This window comes from Massilia sp. Bi118 (genome assembly GCF_918697865.1).
Lineage (GTDB): Bacteria > Pseudomonadota > Gammaproteobacteria > Burkholderiales > Burkholderiaceae_D > Telluria.
On record NZ_CAKKMV010000016.1, the window covers coordinates 23,904 to 45,839 of the forward strand.

Here is a 21,936-nt window from a genome sequence, read left to right on the forward strand (position 1 = left end):
TTTGTAACATAACGTATTTTTTTGGGAATCGACGCACGAATGACGGATGAGCAGGGTCATGCCGCTTTCATAGGGAAAAGCGGCACGAAAGAGGCAATGATTGTGAAGAAATCGTTAAATTCTTCGGGTGTTCAGCGTACGCCTTCGGGCTGGGGCAAGGCTGGCTGGGCGCCGGCTGCGATCGGCTGGGCCGCGCGCGCTTCCTTGCGCTTGAGCGCATAGCGGTTCAGGCCCGCCATGTGCACCCGGCAGAGGTAGTCTTCCCAGTCGATGGCGCGGGCGTCGACCGGGTACAGCGCGCGCGAGGCGGCGTCGAAGCGTCGGGCCAGCGCCAGCATGCCATCGTTGTGGAAGCGGTAACGCGGCTGGGCGTAGAAGGAAAAGGTGATCGCCAGCAGGCGGGTGGTGCGCAGCTTTTCCATGGCCGGGGTCTCGCCGGGCTGGCCGGCCAGGCGGCGCAGGCCGCTCCAGGCCATTGCCCCCAGCGCCACGCCGGCCATCGCCAGCCGGAATCGGACATTGCCGACCACGCGGAAGCTGTGCTTCGGCTCCTTGTGGAACAGCTTGTCGTACTGCTGCCAGTTGCGCTGCGCCTCGCCCTGCAGCAGGCGGATCAGCTCACCGACCAGGATCGGCTTGCTCGAGCCGCTGCAGCTCTGGTAGATGCGGTGCGCTGCCGGGGCCTGCATCGCTTCGGCGGCCGCCATCAGGATGCCGTTGGCGACCAGGTCGGCCGGGATCACGTCGATGATGCCCCCCGGGCGCGCCGGGAAGAAGCTGGTGCGGCCGCGCGCATAGGCCAGGATCACGGCGTCGGCCACCTTCACGCCTTCGAGCCAGCCGGGCACGGGGCCCTGCAGGGTGCTTTCGATGATCGAGGGCCGCAGGATGCTCATGGCGCGGCCCTGCATGCACTGCATGGCCAGCTGTTCGCCCATCCACTTGGTGAAGGTATAGGTGTCGTTCCAGCCATGGCGGTTGGCTTCGCGGATGCCGAGCGCGGTCAGGGCCGGCTCCAGCTGCTCGGCGCCGCGCGTCCGCGCACGCACGCGGGCGATCCTGCGCTGCAGGCCTTCGACGAGGGCCTCGATATCGAACTGGCCGTTCTTGCGGCGCGGGATGGCCGTGCGGCCCGCCGGTTCGGCCATGTTCTCGAAGATGTCGCCGCGCCGGTAACCGTGCACGTAGCAGGTCGAGACCTGCACCAGCGGCGAATTGGCCGCGCGCGCCAGCGCCGTCAGGTGGTGCAGGCTGAGCGTGTTGATGGCGAGGGCCTGGTCGAGCGGCTCGCGGAAGTTCACGCTGGCCGCCGCATTGATCACCAGGTCGGTGCGCGCCGCCAGTGCGTGGAAGGCGTCGAGGCCGAGGCCGAAATGCGGCTCGGTCACTTCCCCGGTCACGCATTCGACCCGCTCCTCGAAGAAGCGCTCCAGCCAGGCGCCGCGCTCGGCGCGCAAGGTGTCGAAGATCGAGGACGTAGCAAGCTGGCGCCGGAAGCGTTCGCGGGCGTCGCCGTCCTTGCCGCCGCGGATCAGCAGGATCACGCCTTCGATGTCGGGCACGCTGCGGACCAGTTTTTCGAGCACGACCTTGGCCAGGAAGCCGGTGGCGCCTGTCAGCAGGATGCGCTTGCCGGACAGGGCCGCCGGCACGCTGAGGAGATTCGTCGTCATGGTTCAGATGATGCGGGTGAGGCGGAACATGGCCGTCATCGCCAGCGCCGGTAAGGCGCTGCGGTGGCAGCAATAAGTCTTTTCGATGCGGCCCTGGAAGCGCGACTTGGCGAATTCCAGGCCCTTGAAGTTGTACAGGAAGTCCATGCGCTCGCGGATCACCGACATGGTGGCGCGCAGCAGCCGCGACTCCTGCGGCTCGACCCCGCCATCCATCTGCAGCGGCACCAGGCCCAGGTCGACATAGGGCACGCCCTCTTCCCTGAACACGGCCAGCGCGTGTGCCATCAGCGCATACCACAGGCCCTGGCGGAAGTTGCTTGATGAGCGCGAGATGTTGGGCACATAGCCGGCCAGGCGGCCTTCCTGGTAAATGGGGTCGAAGAAGATGAAGCCGACCGCTTCGCCATCGCAGTTGAACGCGTAGAAGTAGCGCGTGCCTTCCCGATAATCGATCAGCATCGGCCGGATCAGGAAGCGGATCTCGTTGTTCTTGCAGCGGCGGGTGCGGATCCAGGCTTCGGAGATGCGCTTGACGTCGTGGTCGAAACCGCCCTCGCGGATCTCGATGCCCTGTGCACGGGCGCCGTTGACGGCGGTGCGGATGATCTGCTTGCGCGCGCCGCGCAGGCTCCAGCCGGCAAGCGCGATCTTCGATTCGCTGCCGAACTGGGTGCCGTAGTAAGCGTGGCGGCCGTGCAGGTGGTCGACCACGGCCTTGCTGACCTGGACGAACAGGGCGCGCGGGAAGCGTTCGAGGAAGCGGTCCAGCATTTCTTCGCGCTGCCCGGGCGCGCACACCGGATCGGCCAGCGCGAACTGCATGCCCCAATGCTGGGCGTAGGCGATGTAGCCGATGCCGGGCAGCTCGAAATAGGCCATGTCCGGCTGCATGGTCGAAAAGGACATCGGATGGCTGCCATACTGCTTCAGCCAGGCGACGCGTCGTGCGAGGTCGGCGTGGGCGGCCGCGTCGGCCTGCGTGGCGGCCGGCCGCGTGAGCGCAATGGCGGTGTCGGTCATGAAGTCTCCGCTAGGGTTGCAGGCGGCCTGCCATCCGGCCGCGGCTTGCGGCGGGTCGGCGGGCCTTCAGGCTCGGGGATACTCGGAAAAGCCGGCCTCAGGCCGGTTTCTCGCCCAGCACGGACCAGTAACAGTTCAGCAGCAGCAGCTTGTAGTGCTTCTGCTCGTGGATGCGCAGTCCCAGCTTTTTCATCCACTCCGGGTAGTTGTAGATGTTGTGGAAGGCGTTCCCTGCGAACAGCCAGAAGAAGCCGACCGCCCCGTACCAGTACAGGGTCTTCACCAGGCGGCTCAGGACGTTCCCGGTCGGGAAGGAGAAGTCGCCGACCACCACCCGGGCGCCCGGTTTGCCGAGGCGGATCAGGTGCTGCAGCACCTTGACCATCATGTCTTCATGGAAGACGTTGAGGAAGAAGTTGGCGACGACCATGTCGTAGCGCTCTTCCTCCTCCACCTCCATGATGTCGCTGTGGACCTGGCGGATGTTCACCGCCACCCCCTCCTTCACCAGGTTGGCCTGGAACTTCTTCAGCATGGTCTCGGACAGGTCGACCACCGTCACCTCGGCGCCGCGCTGGGCCGCATACACGGCATCCCGGCCGTGGCCGACCCCGGCGAACAGCACCTTGTCGCCGGGCTGCAGGCGGTCGAGCATGGCGATCTTGCACTTGTGGATGGACTTGCCGCTGTAGAAGGCGCTCAGCCAGTCGTAGATCGGCCCCACCAGCTTGTATTTGTCTCTCACGCTATGCCTCCCTTATATTTTTTATAAGAGTAAGCGAAAGCGTCAAACCTCCACGGTTTAGTCGTTGGCTTTACGAGCCAACATTCTGGCTTTCTGAGTCAGCCTCCTCAGTGCACCCGGCGGCGGCGAATTGTCGAGGTCCAGTTATCCAGGTCGACCTCTTCGCGCATGTCGGCGCAGGCGGCCAGCAGCCTGGCGATCTCGCGTTTCGTCAGGCCGGCGTTCAGGGTCAGTCGGACCAGCGCGCGGTTCTTGGGCGTGGCCGGGGCGCAGAACACGGCGCCCTGGATGCCGCGGTTCTCCAGCGCCTTGCGCAGCACCAGGGTCCTGGGCTCGGTGCCCACCTCCAGTGCAATGATCTGCTCGCTGCCCTCGTCGACGCAGTAGCCGAGCCGTCCGAGGCCGGTGCGCACCTCTTCGGTGATACGGCGCAGCGCAGCGCGGCGGGCATCGGCGCGCTCGACGAAATCGATGGCGGCGTCGAACCAGGCCAGTTCGTGATTCAGCATGCACGAGCTGAAGATGGCCGGGCGCGACTCCGACAGGAAATAAGGCTTAAAGCGGCTAGAACAGGTGATGATGCCGGCGCGCCCGGCGAAGGCCTTGGCCAGCGAGGCGGTGCGGAAGTGCACGCGGTCCTCGAGTCCGGCCGCGATCACCAGGCCGGCGCCGCGCGGGCCGTGGGTGCCGAGCGAATGGGATTCGTCGACCACCAGCACGCTGCCGGTCCTTTCGGCCAGCGCCACGACCTCGTGCAGGGGCGCCAGGCTGCCGTCGGTGCTGTACAGGGCGTCGACCACGATCACGCCGGCGCCATGCTTGTTCAGCTGGCGTTCGAGGTGCTCCATATTGTTATGCAGGAAGGGCACCGCCTTGCCGCCGCCCAGCGTCACGCCATCCCACAGCGAGGCATGCGCCATGATGTCGAGGTAGACCGGCACGCCCGGCTCCGAAATGCTCTGCAGCAGGCCCACGTTGGCCGCCCAGCCCGATTGCGCCAGGATGGTCTCCTGGGCGCCCATGAAGTCGGCGAACTTTTCTTCCAGCCGGTGCTGCTGGCTCCCCGCCTGCAGGTAAACGGCGGACATCAGCGACTGCCCGCCATCGCCGGTCAGGACCCGGGCCTGGGCGTCGAGGAGTACGGGTTCGTTCGCAAGGCAGAGGTAGTCGTTACCAGCAAGCATCACTGCGCCCGGCCCCTGCCGCTTCCAGACGTGGACGTGCTCGCCGCCCATCAGCTGTTCGATGCGGGTCACATGGTGGGCGTCCATGCGCCGGGTGACGAAGGCCGGCATGTGCAGGCCGGTGGTGGGACGGGACTTGATCTGGATGGTGTTGACAGTAGACATGTTTTCCTCCGGAAAAAATTTTATTGTGTCCCTGCACAAGGCTTCTTCGCGTCTCTCCGCTGCACAATTGACCGAGATCAATCTCGACTGAGCGTTTTCCGTCAAGCTCAATCAAGAATTGAGTGAGATCAATTTCGAATTGACAAGTAATGAAAACAAACGGTCTATGACCGGGAGCTACCGAGTGAAGAACCTGCTGTACAGGAGTGTCGCGAGCTTGAGCGCGCCGATCGTGGCGCGCTATCGCCTGACCCGCCCCGCCTTGCTGGCGTGGCTGCTGCGCCAGGAGCAGCAACAGGAATATTCCGTCATGCGCCTGCACTTCCTGGCCTGGCTGGGGTGTATCGGCATGCCCTTGTACTACCTCATCTGGACAACCTGGTTCCCCCAAAAGTTCGAGAGCCTGGACCTGCGTGTGATCGGTTTTGTGCTGTGTCTGCCTGCACTGTTGGTGCCCCGCAAAATCAAGGGGAATTGGCTGCGGGTTTACGAATTCGTCAGCGTGACTTATGTGATGCCCTTCTTCTTCAGCTTCATGTTCCTGATGAACCACGGTTCCGCGGTCTGGGGCGAATCGCTGCTGGTGGCGCTGATCGCGCTGTTCCACTTCGACTGGCTGTTCGCGCTGGCCTCCTGCGCGCTCGGGGCGCTGGCCGCCTGCGTCCTGTATGTGGCGGTCGGCGACCCCGACGCCATGCGATCCGGGTTGAGCGCCTTCCCGCTGGCGCTGGAACAGATGCCGATCTACGTCTTCACGATCGTGATCGTGTCGGTGACCAAGGTCGGGCGCCGCATGCTCGCGCGCGAGAAGCTGTCCGGCATGTCGCAGGCGCTGGCGATGGTCTCGCACGAGCTGCGCACGCCGCTGATCAGCATCGCCGCCAACGTGCGCGGGATCGGACGCGCGCAGGCGGGCCAGGAAGACGGCGTGCCGGAGGCCCTGGGACGCATCCAGTTCGAAGTCCGCCACATGAACCAGATGATCGACCTGTTCCTGATGTCGGCGTCGGCCATGAGCCAGCAGCTGGCGCCGTCGGAGCGGCTGTCGATGTCGGAGATGGTCGAGGCGGTGATCCAGCGCTACCCCTTCGCCAACGAAGAGCAGCGGCGCCTGGTGGACGTGGTGGTGCGCAAGGACTTCGCCTTCCTCGGCCGCGAGGAGCTGGGCGCCGTCGTGCTGCTCAACCTCCTGCGCAATGCCCTCAAGGCGGTGGCGCGCGCCGGCAAGGGCAAGGTGCGCATCATCGTCGACGGCGCCCGCAGGCGTCCGCGGCTGCTGCTGATGGACAGCGGCTGCGGCATCGCAGCCCGGCAGCTGCCTTACATCTTCGAGCGCTTCTACTCCTGGCCGCCCAACACCGGCTCCGGCATCGGCCTGGCCCTGTGCAAGGACATCGTGCACGCCTGGCACGGCAAGATCCGCTGCCGCTCGCGCGAAAAGATCTATACCGTGTTCGCGCTGGAGTTCCCGCCGGAGCGCCGCGCGACGATGCGCAGCGCGGGCCCGCCATCCGCACTGGCTTCCTCACCGCGCCCCTGACGACCGAGGCTTACCATGACTCTCCCGATCTTCCAGCACCCGACCATGACCGTCCTCGTCGACGACAGCCCCAGCTTCATCCACAGCCTGCGCTACCAGCTCGGCCCCGGCTTTCCCAGCATCGGCTTTTCCGACACCGGGGCCGCGATCGCCTGGCTGCGCGAACACGGCAGCGCGCCGGCCGCGCTGGCCGGCCTGCTCTCGCCCAGCGTCGACACCTACACACTCTCGCCGCAGCCCTACAACATCGCCCTGCACGTCGAGCAGGTCTGCGGCATCCGCAACCAGGCGCAGCGCTTCATGACGCCCTCGGTGCTGGTGGTCGATTACTCGATGCCGGGCATGAACGGCATCGAGTTCTGCGAAGCGGTGCGCGACCTGCCGTGCCGGAAGATCCTGCTCACCGGCGTCGCCGACGAACGGGTCGCCATCGAAGCCTTCAACCGCGGCCTGATCGACCGCTATGTGCGCAAGAGCGACGCCCATGCCCTCGACCGCCTGGAGGCCGAACTCACCCAGCTGCAGGAGGGTTATTTCCTGGCGCAGTCGGAAGCGCTGCGCATGCTGCTCGCGCTGCACGACTACAGCTTCGTCAACGATCCCGCCATCTGCGGCCTGGTGCGCGAACTGGGCGCGCGCCACAAGATCGTCGAGCATTACCTGTTCAAGACCCCGCCCGGCTTCCTGATGTACGACCGCGACGCCCGCCCGTGGCTGCTGGCCGTCGAGACCGAGCAAAGCATGAACGCCCACTTCGAGATCGCCCTCGACGGCGGCGCCCCGCCTTCGCTGCTGGAGGCGCTCGAGCAGCGCCGCGTGGTGCCGAACTTCAGCGACGGCGACGGCATGTATTCGAAGCTGGCGCACAAGGAATGGCACCGCTTCACCTCGCCGGCGCTGACCTGCCATGGGCGCGAGCTCTACTACTGGGCCATGTTCGCCCTCGATCCGGATGTGCTCGAGGGGCATGTGGACTCGTTCGCCGAGTTTTTGCGGCGCTATCCGGGCACGGCCTGAGGCTGGCTCAATAGCTGGACGGCGCGCCTGGTATCGGGAATATGATTGGTAAGCGCCGGTCGCGGCTAGAGCCTTGGCCGAAAATTCATGAACGGCCTTGCGGCTGTCGAAGAATTTGACATTTATCAATGCGATAATGCGGCGCCTGCCGTAAGTCTCTGTCTTTACGAAGAAAAAATCCCGGGCACGATTCGTGCTGATAAGGAATCGGCAAATTTGCCTCAACTTCGGGAGAAGTGCGATGTCAATCAAAAGATTGGTTCAAAGCTCCACCTTGTTCATGGGTCTCCTGGCTGGCACAGCGCATGCCAACCTCATAAAGAATGGCGACTTCGAGCAAGTTCAAGGCGGCGTACCGGCACATGGTTTCGTGACTGCGAATGCCGGCTCGACCGTGTTGACCGACTGGACGGTGGGACCGGTATCGATCGACCTCGTCCAGGGGGCCTACGGCGCCATCGATGGCATCAGTGTCGACATGCTCGGCACACCTGGCCCGGGTTTTATTTCTCAATCGTTCAACGCCGTGGCCGGCACCACTTATCAGCTGGACTTCGACCTCTTTCGTAACACCGTCCCGTCCGGAACCGTCGAAGTCACGTTCACCGACTCGTTGAGCAATTCGTACTCCCAACAATTTACCTCGACCGGCGGGACGGCGACGGCGTTCTCCATGACCTATCTTGCCACGAGCAACGGTCCGCTTACGCTGTCATTCGGCAGCGTTGGCGGAGATGGCTATTCAGGTGCGGTCCTCGATAATGTGTCGGTCAACGCCGTACCCGAGCCGGCAACGCTCGCCATCTTTGGAATCGGCATGTTCGGCTTTGGCATGTGCCGCCGCCGCAAGTAGAGCCTGTCTTGCGGGTTCGAAGCCCAGGATCGGGAAGCCGGTCATGGGCTAGCTTGAAAAGGACGACGGCCGGCGCCGGAAATTCCCCAGCACCAGTCCGATCCCGCCCAGGATCGCCAGCGCCGCCACACCCAGGCGCAGCGTGAACGCCTCGTCCAGCAGGACCACGCCGCCAAGCGCGGCGATCGGCGGCACCGACAGCTGCACCACCGCCGCCCGCAGCGAAGTCAGGTGGCGCAGCGCCGCATACCACACCACATAGCCCAGCCCGGATGTCAGCGCGCCCGAGGCAAGGGCCAGCCCCACCCCGCGCGCGTCCGCATGCGCGCGCGCCGCGAAGAGCAAGGCCAGCAGGACGCCGAGCGGCGCCGCGCGTATGAAACTGGCGGCGGTGGCTGCCAGCGGGTCCTTCGCGCCGCGTCCGCGCAGCGAGTAGCCGCCCCAGGCCATGCCGGCGCCCGCCATCAGCACCGCCCCCGCCGGCGAAGGCGCGGCGGCGCCCGGCAGCAGCAGCACCGCGAGACCGGCAACCGAGACGGCCAGGCCCAGCCAGCCCAGCGGGGCGAAGCGTTCGCCCGCCAGCAGCCCTGCTCCCAGCATGGTCAGCTGCACCGCGCCGAACAGGATCAGCGCGCCGGTCCCGGCGGGCAGCGACACATAGGCAAAGGAAAACAGCGCGACATAGGCGAACAACTGGACGGCGGCGCGCCAATCCGCGTTGCCGGCGACAGCCTGATGGCGCAGACGCATTACCGCAGCGAGCACCAGCGCGCCGGCGACGAGCCTCACCGCACCGAAGGAAGCCGGGTCGATCCGGTCCTGCTGCAGCGCCAGCCGGCACAGCAGCGAGTTGGCGGCAAAGGCCAGCATCGCCACCGCGGTCAGGCCGGCGGCGGCGAAGGCGGGCCGCAGCTCAGGGGCGGCGCGGCGCAACATCGGCGATCGCCATGGTGTATTCGCGCATAGTCGCTCTCCATATCAGCCAAGTAAGCATTCCCTAAACCGCGCTCAGATTGTAAGCTATGCAATTAACAATGCAAGACATGCGCGCCGCCGTCCAAAAGCCGCCAGTGCAAGCGCATCCGCTGTCCTTCTGCTACCGTATCGGGGTTGCCGGCCCAGCGCCTACTTCAACTTTTAGACTGAACACGACATGACCCTCTCGACAGAATCGGATACCGGCCTTCCCCTCGACATGACCATCTTCGGCGGCATGGGCGACCTCGCGATGCGCAAGCTCCTGCCGGCCCTGTACATGGCCTACCTGCACGGGAACCTGCCCGGCTCGACCCGCATCATCTCGACCGGCCGCCAGGACTACGACCGCCAGGCCTACCTGGCCCACGTGCAGGAACACTCGCGCGACTTCATCGCGGCCGAGAACTTCAACGAGAAGACCTGGGACGGCTTCCTGCAACTGCTCGAATACGTCCGCCTCGACGTCCAGGCCGCGCCCGACTTCGGCGCCCTGGCCCAGTCCTCGCGCGCCGGCGCCCAGCGCGTGTTCTACCTGTCGACCGCGCCCTCGCTGTTCACCACCATCTGCGAAAAGCTGGCCGCGGCCGGACTGGTCGACGCCAACGCCCGCGTGGTGCTGGAAAAGCCGCTCGGCACCGACCTCGCCACCGCCATCGAAATCAACGAAGCGGTCGGCAAGCACTTCGAGGAATCGCAGATCTACCGCATCGACCACTACCTGGGCAAGGAGACCGTGCAAAACCTGATGGTGCTGCGCTTCGGGAACTCGATCCTGGAACCGTTGTGGCGCGCGCCGAACATCTCGAGCGTGCAGATCACGGTGGCCGAGGAAGTCGGCGTCGGCAGCCGCGCCGGCTTCTACGACGGCGCCGGCGCGATGCGCGACATGGTGCAGAACCACCTGCTGCAGCTGCTCTGCATCGTCGCGATGGAACCGCCGACATCCCTGAACGCCGACGCCGTGCGCGACGAAAAGCTGAAAGTCCTGCGCTCGCTGCGCCGCTTCACCCTGGCCGACATCGCGCGCGACACCGTGCGCGGCCAGTACACGCGCGGCGTCAGCGGCAACCAGGAAGTGCCCGGCTACCACGAAGAGAAGAACGTCCCGGCGGACAGCAAGACCGAGACCTTCGTGGCCCTGCGCACCTTCATCGACACCTGGCGCTGGTCGAAGGTGCCCTTCTACCTGCGCACCGGTAAGCGCATGCAGCGCCGCTCCTCGAAGATCGTGGTCGAGTTCACGAATCCGCCGTTCCCGCTGTTCCCGGACGCGCCGGGCGGCGTCGCGAATCGCCTGGTGATTGAATTGCAGCCGGAAGAAGCGATCAAGCTGCAGCTGATGGCCAAGGAACCGGGCAGCGGGATGCACATGCAGCAGGTGGCCCTCAACCTGGACCTGCAATCGGCCTTCCAGCAGCGCCGCGCCGAAGCCTACGAGCGCCTGCTGATCGACGTCGTGCGCGGCCGCCTGACCCACTTCATGCGCCGCGACGAACTGGAAGCGGCCTGGGAATGGGCCGATCCGATCATCGAAGGCTGGGGCACCCTGGGCGAAAAGCCGCACGCCTATGCGGCCGGTTCCTGGGGTCCGGCGGAGTCGTTTGCGCTGCTGGCGCGGGATGGCTACCACTGGGTGGAATAAGCCCGGCGCGGTCCAGGGTGGCCATGCCGCACGCGTGATTGGTTAGTCCACTTGCAACATTAACAGTTGCCAACTAATATGCGGATCTGGCATTTGCCACCAACTTTCCTGGACGACCACCGCAATGAAGAGAGCAACCGCGCCGAACGAGCTCATGTCGACTGAGCCGCGACTGTATCGGGTCGTGTCCGCGCGCATCGAAGAGCTGATCCGGGAAGAAAACATCCGGCCGGGCGAGCGCCTGCCGGCCGAGCGCGACCTCGCGACCAAGCTGGGCGTGAGCCGCACCTCGCTGCGCGAAGCCTTGATCGCCCTGGAACTGGGCGGCGTGGTCGAAGTGCGCGGCGGCTCCGGCGTCTACGTCAGCGAACAGGCGACGCCCAAGGCCGAAGGCCCTGCCGCCGGTCCCGGCCCCTTCGAGGTGCTGGCGGCGCGCCGCCAGATCGAAGTCGAGGTGGCTGGCCTGGCCGCCAGGAACGCCACTGCCGCCCACATCGACGCGATCCTGGTCGCGGTCGAGCAGATGGAACAGCACCACGAGCACAGCAGCGACAGCGAATCCGCCGACCGCAACTTCCACCTCGCGATCGCCCGCGCGACCGGCAACAGCGCGCTGACCGGCGTGGTGGAATACCTGTGGAACCAGCGCGGGACGCTGTGGCACAAGCTGAAGGAGCACTTCCAGACCGAGGAACTGCGGCAGCAGACCTTGCTGGATCACCGGAATATCCTTACCGCGATCGCTTCGCATGATGTGGCGGGGGCGAAGGCGGCCATGCGGAATCACCTGGATCGGGTGACGCGGACGTTCTCGCGGGGCTGATTACTCGTCGTTCCCGCGCAGGCGGGAACCCAAGTTTGGTGGCGCTGACGTAACGCACGCAGAACTTGGGTTCCCGCCTTCGCGGGAACGACGTTAGTTGAGGTACGCATCCAAAAACGCCGCCGTCGCCTCCACCGTCGGCCCTATCCACGGCTCGAACAACCAGAAACTATGCGGCGTCCCCGGCACCAGCACCACCCGGCCCGGCACGCCCACCTCCCGCATCCGCGCCACCATCTCCTCACGCCCGACTGAGAACCTGGCCTGCCCACTGCCGATGAACAGCACCGGCGGCATCTTCGCATGCACATGGAACAGCGGCGAAGCCTCACGCCACAAGGCCTCCTTTTCCGCATAGCGCCCGCCAAACCAGGCCCCCGCCGACGACGGCTGCTTGACCGGATCGTCCTCGTACCGGCGCGCAGCTTCCGACGTGAAGTCCGACAGCCCATCGATGTTGACGACGGCCTGCACCGCGCTGGAGACCGTACCCGGCCCGCCGTCCGGGTCGAAGCGCGCCGCGTCGCCGCTCACGCCGGCCAGCGCCGCGATCTGCCCGCCGGCCGAACCGCCGCCGATCGCGATCTTCGCCGGGTCGATGCCATGTTCCGCCGCATGCGTGCGCATCCAGCGCACCGCAGCCCGCGCATCCTGCACCGCGGCCGGATACAGGGCCTCGGGCGACAAGCGGTAGCTGATGGTCGCCGCCGCATAGCCCCGCTCCGCCATCCGGATCGCTATCGGCGCGAAGTTCGCCCGCACGCCGGCGCGCCAGCCGCCGCCGTGCACGAACACGATGCCCGGCGCCGGACGGGCCTTCGGCTGCACCGGCAGATACAGGTCCAGCTGCAGCGCGTGGCCGCCACGCTGGACGTAAGTGATGCCGGTGATCGCGCGCACCGAGGCCGGGGCCTCGCTGCCGGCAATGCGGATGAAGGGGTAGGCCGGCGCCAGCTTTCTGTACGTCGTCTCGGCCGTGTAGCTCTCCGGCGCGGGCGCAGGCGGCCGCGCGGCCGTTCCCGCAGACACCAGCAGCAGCATTGCTGCATACCCCGCGTAAGTACGCTTCATCTTCATCCCGTCTCCTTGAATGGCAGTCGCCCGAGTATGCCACGACGAAGTAAATCGCGGCTAGTCCACCTTGCTTAAGTGGCCCGACCACCTTAGAATGGTCCGACCAGAAAAAGCGGCCACGACGACAAAAAACCGGCAACAGCCGGCGGGCCGCACCAACATCATGGAGACAAGGGTGACCCCACCGAACCCATCACGCGCCACGCGGCTGCTGTCCGCGCTGGCGGCCCTGGCCGTCCTCGGCACGCCCGCCTATGCAGCCAACCCGGCGGACGGTCCCTACCGCAATCCCGACAACAAGAGCAGGACCGATCCGGCCGAAGGCACTTACCCGGTGCCCTACAAGAAGCCGGTCGCGGCCGAGATCGAAGCCAGCCTGCAGCGCATCCGCGGCTTCCTCGACGCCCAGACCCCGACCCGCGTGGTCCACAAGGGCAGCGGCGCCGAGATCACCGATTTCGGCACACCGGCGCAGGATGCGATCGTCCCGACCGGCGAGATGGACTTCGGCCTGCAGGTCTACGAAATGGGCGTGGTCCACGCCGGCATGCTGAAGGCGGCGCAGGTTACCGGCGACAGGCGCTTCAGCGATCTCACCGCGCGCCACTTCCAGTTCTTCGCCGACCGCCTGCCCTACTTCCGCGCCCAGCAGGAGCGCTTCCACCTGGACCGCGCCAACAGCTTCGCGCGCTTCCTCGATCCGCGTTCGCTCGACGACGCCGGCGCCATGTGCGCGGCCATGATGCGCGCGCGCCGCGCCCACGTCGGCCCGGACCTCGGCGCCCAGATCAGGGTTTGCGGCGACTGGGTCGCGAAGCGCCAGTTCCGCCTGCCCGACGGCACCTTCGCGCGCGAGCGCCCGCAGGCGGTGTCGCTGTGGGCCGATGACATGTACATGGGCATACCGGCGCTGGCGGAACTGGGCCGCATGACGGGCGAGCGCGCTTACTACGACGACGCGGTGCGGAACGTGCTGCAGATGACGGGCTACCTGTTCAACCCGCAGGTGGGCCTCTACACCCACGGCTGGAACGCCAACAATCCGGACGCGCCGCAGTTCTACTGGGCGCGCGCCAACGGCTGGGCGGTGCTCTCGATGGCCGACCTGCTCGACGTGCTGCCGAAAAACCACCCCGGTTATCCGAAAGTGCTCGATCAGCTGCGCAAGGCCCTGCGGGGGATCGCCCAGCTGCAGTCGGGCAGCGGCCTGTGGCACCAGATGCTGGACCGGAACGACTCCTACCTGGAGACCTCGGCCAGCGCCATCTTCGTCTACGTGCTGGCGCATGCCGTCAACGAAGGCTGGATCAGCCCTGTCACCTATGGCTCGATCGCCCAGGCCGGATGGGCCGGACTCTCCACCCGCATCGGCGAGAAGGGCCAGATCGAAGGCACCTGCGTCGGCACCACCTTCGCCAGCGACCAGGTCTATTACTACAACCGGCCCGTCAGCGCGGCCGCCCTGCACGGCTACGGCCCGACCCTGCTGGCCGGCGCCGAGATGATCCGCCTGCTGAACAACCCGGCCATCGATATCCAGTACCGCGTGCGCACCTATCACTACGTTCCGAGGAAACCATGAGCAAACCGATCCGCCTCCTTCTGCTGGCCGCATTGATCGCGCCTGTCGCCGCCGGCGCCGCCGAGCGCCTGACGATCACGGCCAGCCACGACCTCGACGCCGCCCGGCCCGCCGAAACGATCGCGATTCCCTGGGCCGAAGTGAACCGCGCCCTGCCCAACGCGCTGATCCAGCACATCGTGGTGAAGGACGCAGCCGGCCACGCGCTGCCCTACCAGGTGACGAATGTGGCGCCGCTATCCAAGGACCCGAAGAACGTCGGCGTCGCTTACGGCGAGCTGCTGTTCCAGCACAGCTTCACGGCCGGCGAGAAGAGCGCCAGCTTCACCGTCGAGAAGACCGGGGCGCTCGAGCCGGTGTTCCCGGTGAAGGCCTACGCACGCTACGTGCAGGAGCGCCTCGACGACTTCGCCTGGGAGAACGACCGCATCGCCCACCGCATCTACGGCCCCGCGCTGGCGGCGCCGGCCCCGCCCGGCAGCGGCAAGGAAGTGCTGGAGACCAGCGGCATCGACATCTGGTTCAAGCGGGTCGATTATCCCATCGTCGACCGCTGGTACAACAAGGGCCACGACCACTACCACAAGGATGAAGGCGAAGGCCTGGACATGTACAACGTGAGCCAGACCCGCGGCGCCGGCGGCACCGGCGTCTGGGCCGGCGGGAAGCTCTACGTGAGCGGCAACTGGAAATCCTGGAAGCTGCTGGCCAACGGCCCGGTGCGCGCCGTGTTCGAGCTCACTTACGACAGCTGGGATGCGAACGGCGTCAAGGTGGCCGAGGTGAAGCGCTTCACGGTCGATGCCGGCCACCAGCTGGACCAGGTCGAGAGCACCTTCAGTTTCACCGGCGCGGACAGGCTGACGGTGGCCGTGGGCCTGAACAAGACCCCGGCCAACAAGAAGCACGCGCCGCAGATCGCGGTGGCGCGCAGCCCCGCCGGGGACTGGATGACGCAGTGGGTGGCGCTGAAGGCAGGCCCGAATGGCGCCTACGGCACCGCGGTCGTGCTGCCGGGCGGCGCGGGCTTCGCCGACGATGGCCTGAACGAACTGGCGCTGGCCAGCGTCGAGCCGGGCAAGCCGCTGCGCTACTGGATCGGCGCGGCCTGGGACAAGGCCGGGCAGATCGTTTCGCAGGACGCCTGGCAGGCCTATGTGGCGGCCGCCGCTGCCCGCGCAGCGCATCCCCTGAAACTTTCCACGACCGTGGTTAATTGACAACAAGCACGAATGTGGCTTGTCCGATTGCTAAAAGTGGTCAAACCAATTTAGAATGGTCCGACCAAATCGAAATCGACCAAGCAACCGAGATTCGTCTGGCAGCATCAAGAAGCATAGAGACGCCGCGGCAACGACGGCGTCCGACCGACACCGATAACACATCTGGAGACAGCTTGATGAAATACCCGCGTTCCAACGGCGCCTTCCCGCGCACCCTCGTCCTTTCCTCGATCACCCTGGCGATCCTCGCCCTCAGCCAGCAGGCCGCAGCCCAATCCGGCCAGATGCAGCGCGTCGAAGTGACCGGTTCCAGCATCAAGCGCCTGGCCGCCGAAGAAGCGCTGCCGGTCACCACCATCAAGGCCGAGGAACTCGAGAAGCAGGGCCTGACCACGCTCGCCGACGTCATGATGGCGCTGCCGCAGTCGGTCTCGCTGCAGCCTTCGAACGCCGGTTCCGGCACCAATATCAACCTGCGCGGCCTGGGCGTGAACCGCACCCTGGTCCTGTTGAACGGGCGCCGCCTGGCGAATGAAGCGATCGCCGACGGCTACGCCAACCTCGACACCATCCCGATCAGCGCCCTTGCGCGCGTCGAGATCCTGCGCGACGGCGCGTCCTCGATCTACGGCTCCGACGCGATCGGCGGCGTGGTCAACTTCATCACCAAGCGCGAAGTGGAGGGCGGCTCGGCCACGGTGCAGTACGTGCAGCCGGAACGCACGGGCGGCGGCGACGAGCAGCGCGTCAACCTCACCTTCGGCAAGGGCAACCTGGCCCGCGACGGCTGGAACATCTACGGCACCGCCGACTTCCACCAGCGCTCGCGCCTGCTGTTGTCGGATCGCGCCGGCTTCATCCCGGACGACGCGGCAATGGCCGCGATCGGCCTGCCGCGCAGCGCCGCCAGCGGCGGCTATGCCACCCCGGCCAACTTCACCAGCTCGGTCAACAAGAGCGCCGCCAACCCGTATTACGCGAGCGGCTGCCTGCCGGGCGCCTCGATCCAGGGCGCGAAGAACACCTGCGTGCTGGACGACGACGTCTACGGCACCGCGCTGCACGCCAACAAACAGCTGTCGGCCTATGTGAAGGCGACGAAGAAGATCAACGAAAACAACACGGTCTCGCTCGAATACACCCGCGGCGAGGCGACCATCTTCGCCACCAAGAACCCGACCCAGGCCACCGCGGTCGGCAGCGTCAAGGCGATCCTGCCCTCGACCAGCAAATGGTACCCGGGCGGCAGCGGCGGCGTGCCGGCCTACCCCGGCCTGACCAACCAGCCGCTGACCGTGACCTGGGCGCCGGCCGACGGCGGCCCGGCCATCACCCGCGACCGCCAGCTCAACCAGCGCCTGCTGCTGTCGGCCGATGGGCTGATCGGCAGCTGGGACTACAAGGCCGGCCTGTCCTACGGCCTGTCGCAGCGCCGCGTCTATTTCCAGTCGGGCTATTACAACGGCCTGGGTCTGCTGACCGGCCTGGCCAACGGCACCCTCAACCCCTTCGGCCTGCAGGATGCAGCCGGCAGCGAGTACCTGCAGTCGATCTCCGCCGACGGCATGATGAACCGCAGCGCGAAGTCGTCGTACTACGGCATCGACGGCACCATCAGCCGTCCGCTGCTGGCCCTGGCCGGCGGCGACATGGCGCTGGCGATCGGCGCCGACATCCACCGCGACACCAACGAAGACACCAAGCTGCCGGAAGGCGAAGCGATCACCTACGCCAAGATCGTTCCCGGCCATGGCGAGAGCGCGCGCACCATCACCGGCCTGTTCGCCGAGATCGACGCCCCGGTCACCAAGACCCTGAACCTGGACGCCGCCGTCCGCGTCGACCACTACAGCGACGTCGGCAGCACCGTGACGCCGAAAATCAGCTTCCGCTGGCAGCCGACCAAGGCCGTACTGTTCCGCGGCTCGGCCAACACCGGCTTCCGCGCGCCGACCCTGTTCGACCGCTACGGCTACCGCACGGCGGGCGCCAACACCACCACCTCGGGCCGCTGGGACGATCCGGTCCTGTGCCCGAGCAAGACCCCGACCATGCCGGGCACCGGCACCGCCATCGCCGGCTTCAATGCCGCCGACGTCTGCAACGCCAAGCTGAACAAGATGACCGGCTCCAACTCGGCCCTGGTCCCGGAAAAGTCGAAGGGCGGCACCCTGGGCGTGGTGTTCGAACCGAGCAGCACCGCCACCCTGGCCTTCGACTACTGGCAGGTCAACATGAAGAACATGCTGGCCAATCTGCCGGAGACGGTGTACTTCACCAACTACGAACAGTACAAGAACCTGTTCGTGCGTAACGCCGACGGTTCGCTGGCCTATATCGACAACCGCACCATGAACCTGGGCGGCCAGATCGCGGCGGGCGTCGACGTCACCGCGAGCTGGGACCTGCCTGCCACCCGCTTCGGCAAGTTCCGCATCGGCCTGGACGGCACTTACCTGACCCGCTTCGACAACCAGCTGGAGAAGGATGGCGCCTGGAAGTCGAACGTCGGCGAATTCGGCTGGGCCAGCAACGGCACCACCAGCAGCTACCCGATCATCTCGCCGCGCTGGAAGCACAACCTGCGCCTGTCGTGGACCGGCGGCGCCTGGGGCGCCCAGCTGACCAACAACTTCGCCAGCAAGTACCGCGACGCCAACACCGCCGTCACCCAAGAGTACTACCGCGACATCTCCTCGGTCTCGCTGTGGAACCTGACCGCGTCCTGGTCCGGCATCAAGCAGGTGAAGATCACGGCCGGCGTCAACAACCTGTTCGACAAGGCGCCGCCGGTCACCAATAATACGGTGTACAGCAACGGCTACCTCAGCAGCGCGGTGAACCCGACCGGCCGCGCGTATAACGTGCGCGTGACTTACAACTTCCTGTAAGCGCCAGCTTGAAGAAGGCGCGCAGGCCGGGCTTTCCGCCCCGGCCTGCGCGCGCCGGCATCAGAAGCAAAGGAGTTTCATGAAGTTCGATTGTCTCGCCTCCGCCGCCCTGCTGTGCGCGGCCACGCTGTCCACTTCCATTCACGCCGCAGGGCCCCTCCCCATCCGCGTCATCCTGGTCGGCGATTCCACCATGGCCACCCGAACCGGCTACGGCGACGCCTTCTGCGCCCGTTTCAATCCCGAAGTCAGCTGCATCAACCTGGCGAAGGGCGGCCGCAGCAGCGGCAGCTTCCGCGCCGAAGGCCGCTGGGACGAGGTGCAGCGCTTGTTGAAAGATGGCGCCGGCTTCAGCGCCACCTATGTGCTGGTCCAGTTCGGCCACAACGACCAGCCGGGCAAGCCCGGACGCTCCACCGATTTCGTCACCGAATTCCCTGCCAATATGGCGCGCTATGCGCAGGAGACCAAAGCGCTGGGCGGCGTGCCGGTGCTGGTGACGCCGCTGTCGCGCCGGACCTTCCACGGCCAATACCTGCACAACGACCTCGCGCCCTGGGCCGATGCGACCCGCAAGATGGCCGCCCGCGAACATGCCGTCCTGCTCGACCTGAACGCGGACAGCCATGCCGCCGTGCAGGCCATGGGCCAGGCGGAAGCCGATACCCTGGCGATGGCGCCGCCGCCGTCCGTGCTGCCGTCCGGGCCGCAGGATCCGAACAAGGTCGAGCCCCAGGGCGCTGCGAAAAGCGCCTTCGACCGCACCCATGTCGGCGCCAAGGGTGCGGACCTGTTCGCGACGATGGTCGAGCGCGAGATGGTGCACGCGCTGCCTGGGACCCGTTCGTACTTCAAGGACGGAGGCAAGCAGTGAGCCCGCGCCTGCTGCCCCTGCTGATCGCCGCCGGCTTCCCCGTCATCGTTCACGCCCAGGACACGCGCACCGTCACCGAACCGGTGCTGCCGCCTGCCTGCGCCATCCTGACCGGCGAGACCTTCGCGCCGGAGCGCAACGACGCGCCGCGCATCCAGGCCGCCATCGACGCCTGCGCCCCCGGCCACGCCGTGGTGCTTGCGGCCAGCAATGCCAGGCGCAGTTTCGTCTCCGGACCGCTGGTGCTGAGGACCGGCGTGAGCCTGGTGGTCGATGAGGGCGCCACCCTGTATGCGAGCAGCGATCCGAAGCTGTTCGACCGCGGCAGCGTGGATGGCCGAACTGCGTGCGGCACCAACGACCAGAACGGGCGCGGCTGCCGGCCTCTCATCACGGCCGAGAACACGCGCGGCAGCGGCATCATGGGCCGCGGCGTCATCGACGGCCGTGGCGGCGAGAAAATGCTCGGCGCCTCGGAAAGCTGGTGGCAGATCGCCCGCCGTGCACAAAAGGAAAAGACGCGCCAGAACGTGCCGCGGCTGATCCAGGTGGACAAGTCGCAGGACTTCACCATGGCCGGCATCCTGCTGAAGAATTCGCCGAATTTTCACGTAACCCTCAATCAGGTCGACGGCTTTACGGCCTGGGGCGTGAAGATAGCCACGCCCCACGACGCCCGCAACACCGACGGCATCGACCCGATCTCGTCGAAGAACATCACCATCGCCCATAGCTGGATCCGCACCGGCGACGACAACGTCGCCATCAAGGGCGGCAACAACGGCCCGACGGAAAATGTCTCCATCCTGCACAACCATTTCTACAGCGGCCACGGCATGTCCATCGGCAGCGAGACGAATGGCGGCGTGCGGCGCGTGCTGGTCGAGGACCTGTCGATGGACGGCACCACCTCCGGCCTGCGCATCAAGAGTAATGATACGCGTGGAGGCACCGTGTCCGATATTCTGTATCGCGATGTCTGCCTGCGCGGCACGAAAGCGCCGATCGACATCTACACCCATTACGAGCAGGCCGCCAGGCCGGGCAGCCTGGTCCCGGATTACCGCGACGTGCGCATGGAGCGCGTCCACAGCCTCACGCCGGGCAAGATCAACCTGCAGGGCTACGACGATGCGCACCCGCTGCGCCTGCGCCTGTCCGACGTGGTCGTCGACGGCCAGCCGGTAGTAAAAACCGAGTTCGCCCACGTGACCGGCACCGCCAGCTTCCTGGGCGAGGTTGCCGCCGCCGTCGATTGCAGCGGGCGCTTCCCGGACTTCCCGGCGGAGGCTGTGCGCAATCCGCGGCCCCAACTCAGCGCCGGGCAGGCCAAAGCCTACGAACTGCGCGAGGCGCTGAAGTATGTGGGCACGGTCGGCGCCGAGCGCATCGATCCGTGGGATCCGCTGGCCGATCCGCTCGCCACCGGCGCTCCGTTCACGGCCGACTACACGGTCGATGCGGGCGCCAGCGTGCAGGCGGCGGTGAACAAGGCCATCGCCGCCGGCGACAAGGACAAGCGCGTCTACATCCGCATCCAGCCGGGCGTGTACCGCGAGCTGCTCTACGTGCCCGCGGGCGCGCCGCCGATCACGCTGTATTCCGAGGATCCCGACGCGCGCGCCGTGCGCATCGTCGCCGGCCTCGACGCCTCGACCACGGGTGCGGATTACCGCAAGCTGCATGGCGCCCAGTTCGAGGGCGCGCCGCCTGCGGTACGCGCGATGTACGAGCAGCTGAAGGATCTGCCGGCCCTGTCGACCAGCGGCTCCGGCACCGCCTGGATCAGGGCCGACGGCTTCCAGGCGCGGAACATCACGATCGAGAACGCCTTCAACCGCGGCGGCGCCAGGGCCCCCACCGAGTGCGTCGGCGACCGCTGCCCGGACCACACCGGCGGCAGCCGCGTCCACCACCAGGCGGTCGCCCTGCGCGTGGACGGCGCTGACCGCGTCCAGTTCGAGAACCTGCGCCTGCTCGGCCAGCAGGACACGCTGTTCCTGAACGCGCCGGACCCCGACAGCACGGTGCGCAGCTTCTTCCACAAGTCCTATGTGGAAGGCGACGTCGACTTCATCTTCGGCGACAGCATCGCCTACTTCGACGATTGCGAGATCAAGTCGATCGGCGGCCGCGCCGCCTCGTACGCGCTGGCGCCCGACACCAGCCGCCGCGCCAGATACGGCTTCATCTTCAACCACTGCCGCTTCACGGCGGACAAGCCGATAGCCGGCAACACCCAGTTCTACCTCGCCCGCCAATGGTTCCACAACCAGCGCTGCACGCCCTACGGCTGGATGCTGGTGGCCGGCTACCGCTGCCGCCTCGGCGATACCGACGTCTACCGCGCGCCGGAAGGCACGATCCGCCAGCGCACCCTGGAATCGGTCGGCAAGGCCGTGATCCTGAACTCGCGCATCGGCGCCCACATCGACCGTATCAACCCCTGGTCGGAATGGAACCGCATGGGCACCATGGCCCACCGCCCGGCGCAATTCAGCTCCGACGACCTCTGGGCCAATCTGCAGGCCGTCCACCCCGCGGTCGGGCTGGACGTGAACAAGGTCCTGGGCGGCAAGCCGCGCCCGGCGCCCGCCGAGATCTACCTCGGCGAATACAACAACACGAACGAATGACGGAGACCGCAGC

At 66.5% G+C, this 21,936-nt stretch carries 16 protein-coding genes; 10 read left to right on the forward strand and 6 right to left on the reverse strand.

The annotated features are described in order from the left end of the window. Positions 1 to 131: 131 nt before the first annotated feature. From LQV39_RS21145 to cqsA, 4 genes are all read right to left on the reverse strand, one after another. Entirely contained in the window at positions 132 to 1,673 is a 1,542-nt protein-coding gene (locus LQV39_RS21145; protein ID WP_230028751.1) for a fatty acyl-CoA reductase, read from the reverse strand. Positions 1,674 to 1,676: 3 nt separating this feature from the next. Continuing rightward, positions 1,677 to 2,696 carry a DUF2156 domain-containing protein gene (locus tag LQV39_RS21150; protein ID WP_230028753.1) on the reverse strand — a complete coding sequence of 340 codons (1,020 nt, stop codon included), beginning with the start codon at positions 2,694 to 2,696 and terminating at the stop codon, positions 1,677 to 1,679. Positions 2,697 to 2,793: 97 nt separating this feature from the next. Further along, on the reverse strand, positions 2,794 to 3,441 hold the full coding sequence (locus tag LQV39_RS21155) for a class I SAM-dependent methyltransferase (RefSeq protein WP_230028755.1): 648 nt from the start codon (positions 3,439 to 3,441) through the stop codon (positions 2,794 to 2,796). Positions 3,442 to 3,548: 107 nt separating this feature from the next. Continuing rightward, positions 3,549 to 4,790 carry an alpha-hydroxyketone-type quorum-sensing autoinducer synthase gene (gene cqsA / locus LQV39_RS21160; protein ID WP_230028757.1) on the reverse strand — a complete coding sequence of 414 codons (1,242 nt, stop codon included), beginning with the start codon at positions 4,788 to 4,790 and terminating at the stop codon, positions 3,549 to 3,551. A gap of 217 nt (positions 4,791 to 5,007) precedes the next feature. On the opposite strand from cqsA, the gene LQV39_RS21165 reads away from it, so the two are divergent. The 3 genes from LQV39_RS21165 (at position 5,008) to LQV39_RS21175 (ending at position 8,200) form a co-directional block, all read left to right on the forward strand. Next, on the forward strand, positions 5,008 to 6,330 hold the full coding sequence (locus tag LQV39_RS21165; protein WP_230028759.1) for a sensor histidine kinase KdpD: 1,323 nt from the start codon (positions 5,008 to 5,010) through the stop codon (positions 6,328 to 6,330). A 15-nt stretch (positions 6,331 to 6,345) separates the two neighbouring features. Further along, the gene (locus LQV39_RS21170) at positions 6,346 to 7,347 is read left to right on the forward strand and encodes a two-component system response regulator (RefSeq protein ID WP_230028761.1); all 1,002 of its coding nucleotides are present in this window, start codon (positions 6,346 to 6,348) and stop codon (positions 7,345 to 7,347) included. Between the two features lie 241 nt (positions 7,348 to 7,588). Next, a complete protein-coding gene (locus LQV39_RS21175) occupies positions 7,589 to 8,200 on the forward strand; it encodes a choice-of-anchor C family PEP-CTERM protein (protein ID WP_230028764.1) in 612 nt (203 codons plus the stop codon). A gap of 48 nt (positions 8,201 to 8,248) precedes the next feature. On the opposite strand, the gene LQV39_RS21180 is transcribed toward LQV39_RS21175, so the two are convergent. Then, entirely contained in the window at positions 8,249 to 9,136 is an 888-nt protein-coding gene (locus tag LQV39_RS21180; protein ID WP_230028765.1) for a DMT family transporter, read from the reverse strand. A 217-nt stretch (positions 9,137 to 9,353) separates the two neighbouring features. Between LQV39_RS21180 and zwf the strand changes: the two genes are divergently transcribed. Both zwf and LQV39_RS21190 read left to right on the forward strand, forming a co-directional pair. Continuing rightward, positions 9,354 to 10,820 carry a glucose-6-phosphate dehydrogenase gene (zwf, locus tag LQV39_RS21185; RefSeq protein ID WP_230028767.1) on the forward strand — a complete coding sequence of 489 codons (1,467 nt, stop codon included), beginning with the start codon at positions 9,354 to 9,356 and terminating at the stop codon, positions 10,818 to 10,820. A gap of 124 nt (positions 10,821 to 10,944) precedes the next feature. After that, a complete protein-coding gene (locus LQV39_RS21190; protein WP_230028769.1) occupies positions 10,945 to 11,643 on the forward strand; it encodes a FadR/GntR family transcriptional regulator in 699 nt (232 codons plus the stop codon). A 93-nt stretch (positions 11,644 to 11,736) separates the two neighbouring features. On the opposite strand, the gene LQV39_RS21195 is transcribed toward LQV39_RS21190, so the two are convergent. Beyond that, the gene (locus tag LQV39_RS21195; RefSeq protein WP_230028771.1) at positions 11,737 to 12,720 is read right to left on the reverse strand and encodes an alpha/beta hydrolase; all 984 of its coding nucleotides are present in this window, start codon (positions 12,718 to 12,720) and stop codon (positions 11,737 to 11,739) included. Positions 12,721 to 12,892: 172 nt separating this feature from the next. Between LQV39_RS21195 and LQV39_RS21200 the strand changes: the two genes are divergently transcribed. From LQV39_RS21200 to LQV39_RS21220, 5 genes are all read left to right on the forward strand, one after another. Beyond that, positions 12,893 to 14,299 (forward strand): glycoside hydrolase family 105 protein, encoded by a 1,407-nt coding sequence (locus LQV39_RS21200; RefSeq protein WP_230028773.1) that lies wholly within the window; start codon positions 12,893 to 12,895, stop codon positions 14,297 to 14,299. After that, positions 14,296 to 15,519, forward strand: coding sequence for a DUF4861 family protein (locus tag LQV39_RS21205; protein WP_230028774.1), 1,224 nt, complete (start codon positions 14,296 to 14,298; stop codon positions 15,517 to 15,519). The genes LQV39_RS21200 and LQV39_RS21205 overlap by 4 nt, the downstream gene beginning before the upstream one ends. Positions 15,520 to 15,698: 179 nt before the next feature. Then, positions 15,699 to 18,413 (forward strand): TonB-dependent receptor, encoded by a 2,715-nt coding sequence (locus tag LQV39_RS21210; RefSeq protein WP_230028776.1) that lies wholly within the window; start codon positions 15,699 to 15,701, stop codon positions 18,411 to 18,413. 79 nt (positions 18,414 to 18,492) lie between these two features. After that, complete coding sequence (locus tag LQV39_RS21215) at positions 18,493 to 19,287, forward strand: rhamnogalacturonan acetylesterase (protein WP_230028778.1); 795 nt, start codon at positions 18,493 to 18,495, stop codon at positions 19,285 to 19,287. Then, positions 19,284 to 21,923, forward strand: a complete 2,640-nt coding sequence (locus LQV39_RS21220; protein WP_230028780.1) for a pectinesterase family protein — start codon at positions 19,284 to 19,286, stop codon at positions 21,921 to 21,923. Before LQV39_RS21215 ends, LQV39_RS21220 begins: the two co-directional genes overlap by 4 nt. Positions 21,924 to 21,936 lie beyond the last annotated feature (13 nt).

Coding starts and splice junctions, on each gene's coding strand:
- zwf (WP_230028767.1), top strand. CDS start 9,354: ATGACCCTCTCGACAGAATCGGATACCGGCCTTCCCCTCGACATGACC.
- LQV39_RS21195 (WP_230028771.1), bottom strand. CDS start 12,720: ATGAAGATGAAGCGTACTTACGCGGGGTATGCAGCAATGCTGCTGCTG.
- LQV39_RS21170 (WP_230028761.1), top strand. CDS start 6,346: ATGACTCTCCCGATCTTCCAGCACCCGACCATGACCGTCCTCGTCGAC.
- LQV39_RS21190 (WP_230028769.1), top strand. CDS start 10,945: ATGAAGAGAGCAACCGCGCCGAACGAGCTCATGTCGACTGAGCCGCGA.
- LQV39_RS21210 (WP_230028776.1), top strand. CDS start 15,699: ATGAAATACCCGCGTTCCAACGGCGCCTTCCCGCGCACCCTCGTCCTT.
- LQV39_RS21205 (WP_230028774.1), top strand. CDS start 14,296: ATGAGCAAACCGATCCGCCTCCTTCTGCTGGCCGCATTGATCGCGCCT.
- LQV39_RS21180 (WP_230028765.1), bottom strand. CDS start 9,136: ATGTTGCGCCGCGCCGCCCCTGAGCTGCGGCCCGCCTTCGCCGCCGCC.
- LQV39_RS21145 (WP_230028751.1), bottom strand. CDS start 1,673: ATGACGACGAATCTCCTCAGCGTGCCGGCGGCCCTGTCCGGCAAGCGC.
- cqsA (WP_230028757.1), bottom strand. CDS start 4,790: ATGTCTACTGTCAACACCATCCAGATCAAGTCCCGTCCCACCACCGGC.
- LQV39_RS21215 (WP_230028778.1), top strand. CDS start 18,493: ATGAAGTTCGATTGTCTCGCCTCCGCCGCCCTGCTGTGCGCGGCCACG.
- LQV39_RS21175 (WP_230028764.1), top strand. CDS start 7,589: ATGTCAATCAAAAGATTGGTTCAAAGCTCCACCTTGTTCATGGGTCTC.
- LQV39_RS21150 (WP_230028753.1), bottom strand. CDS start 2,696: ATGACCGACACCGCCATTGCGCTCACGCGGCCGGCCGCCACGCAGGCC.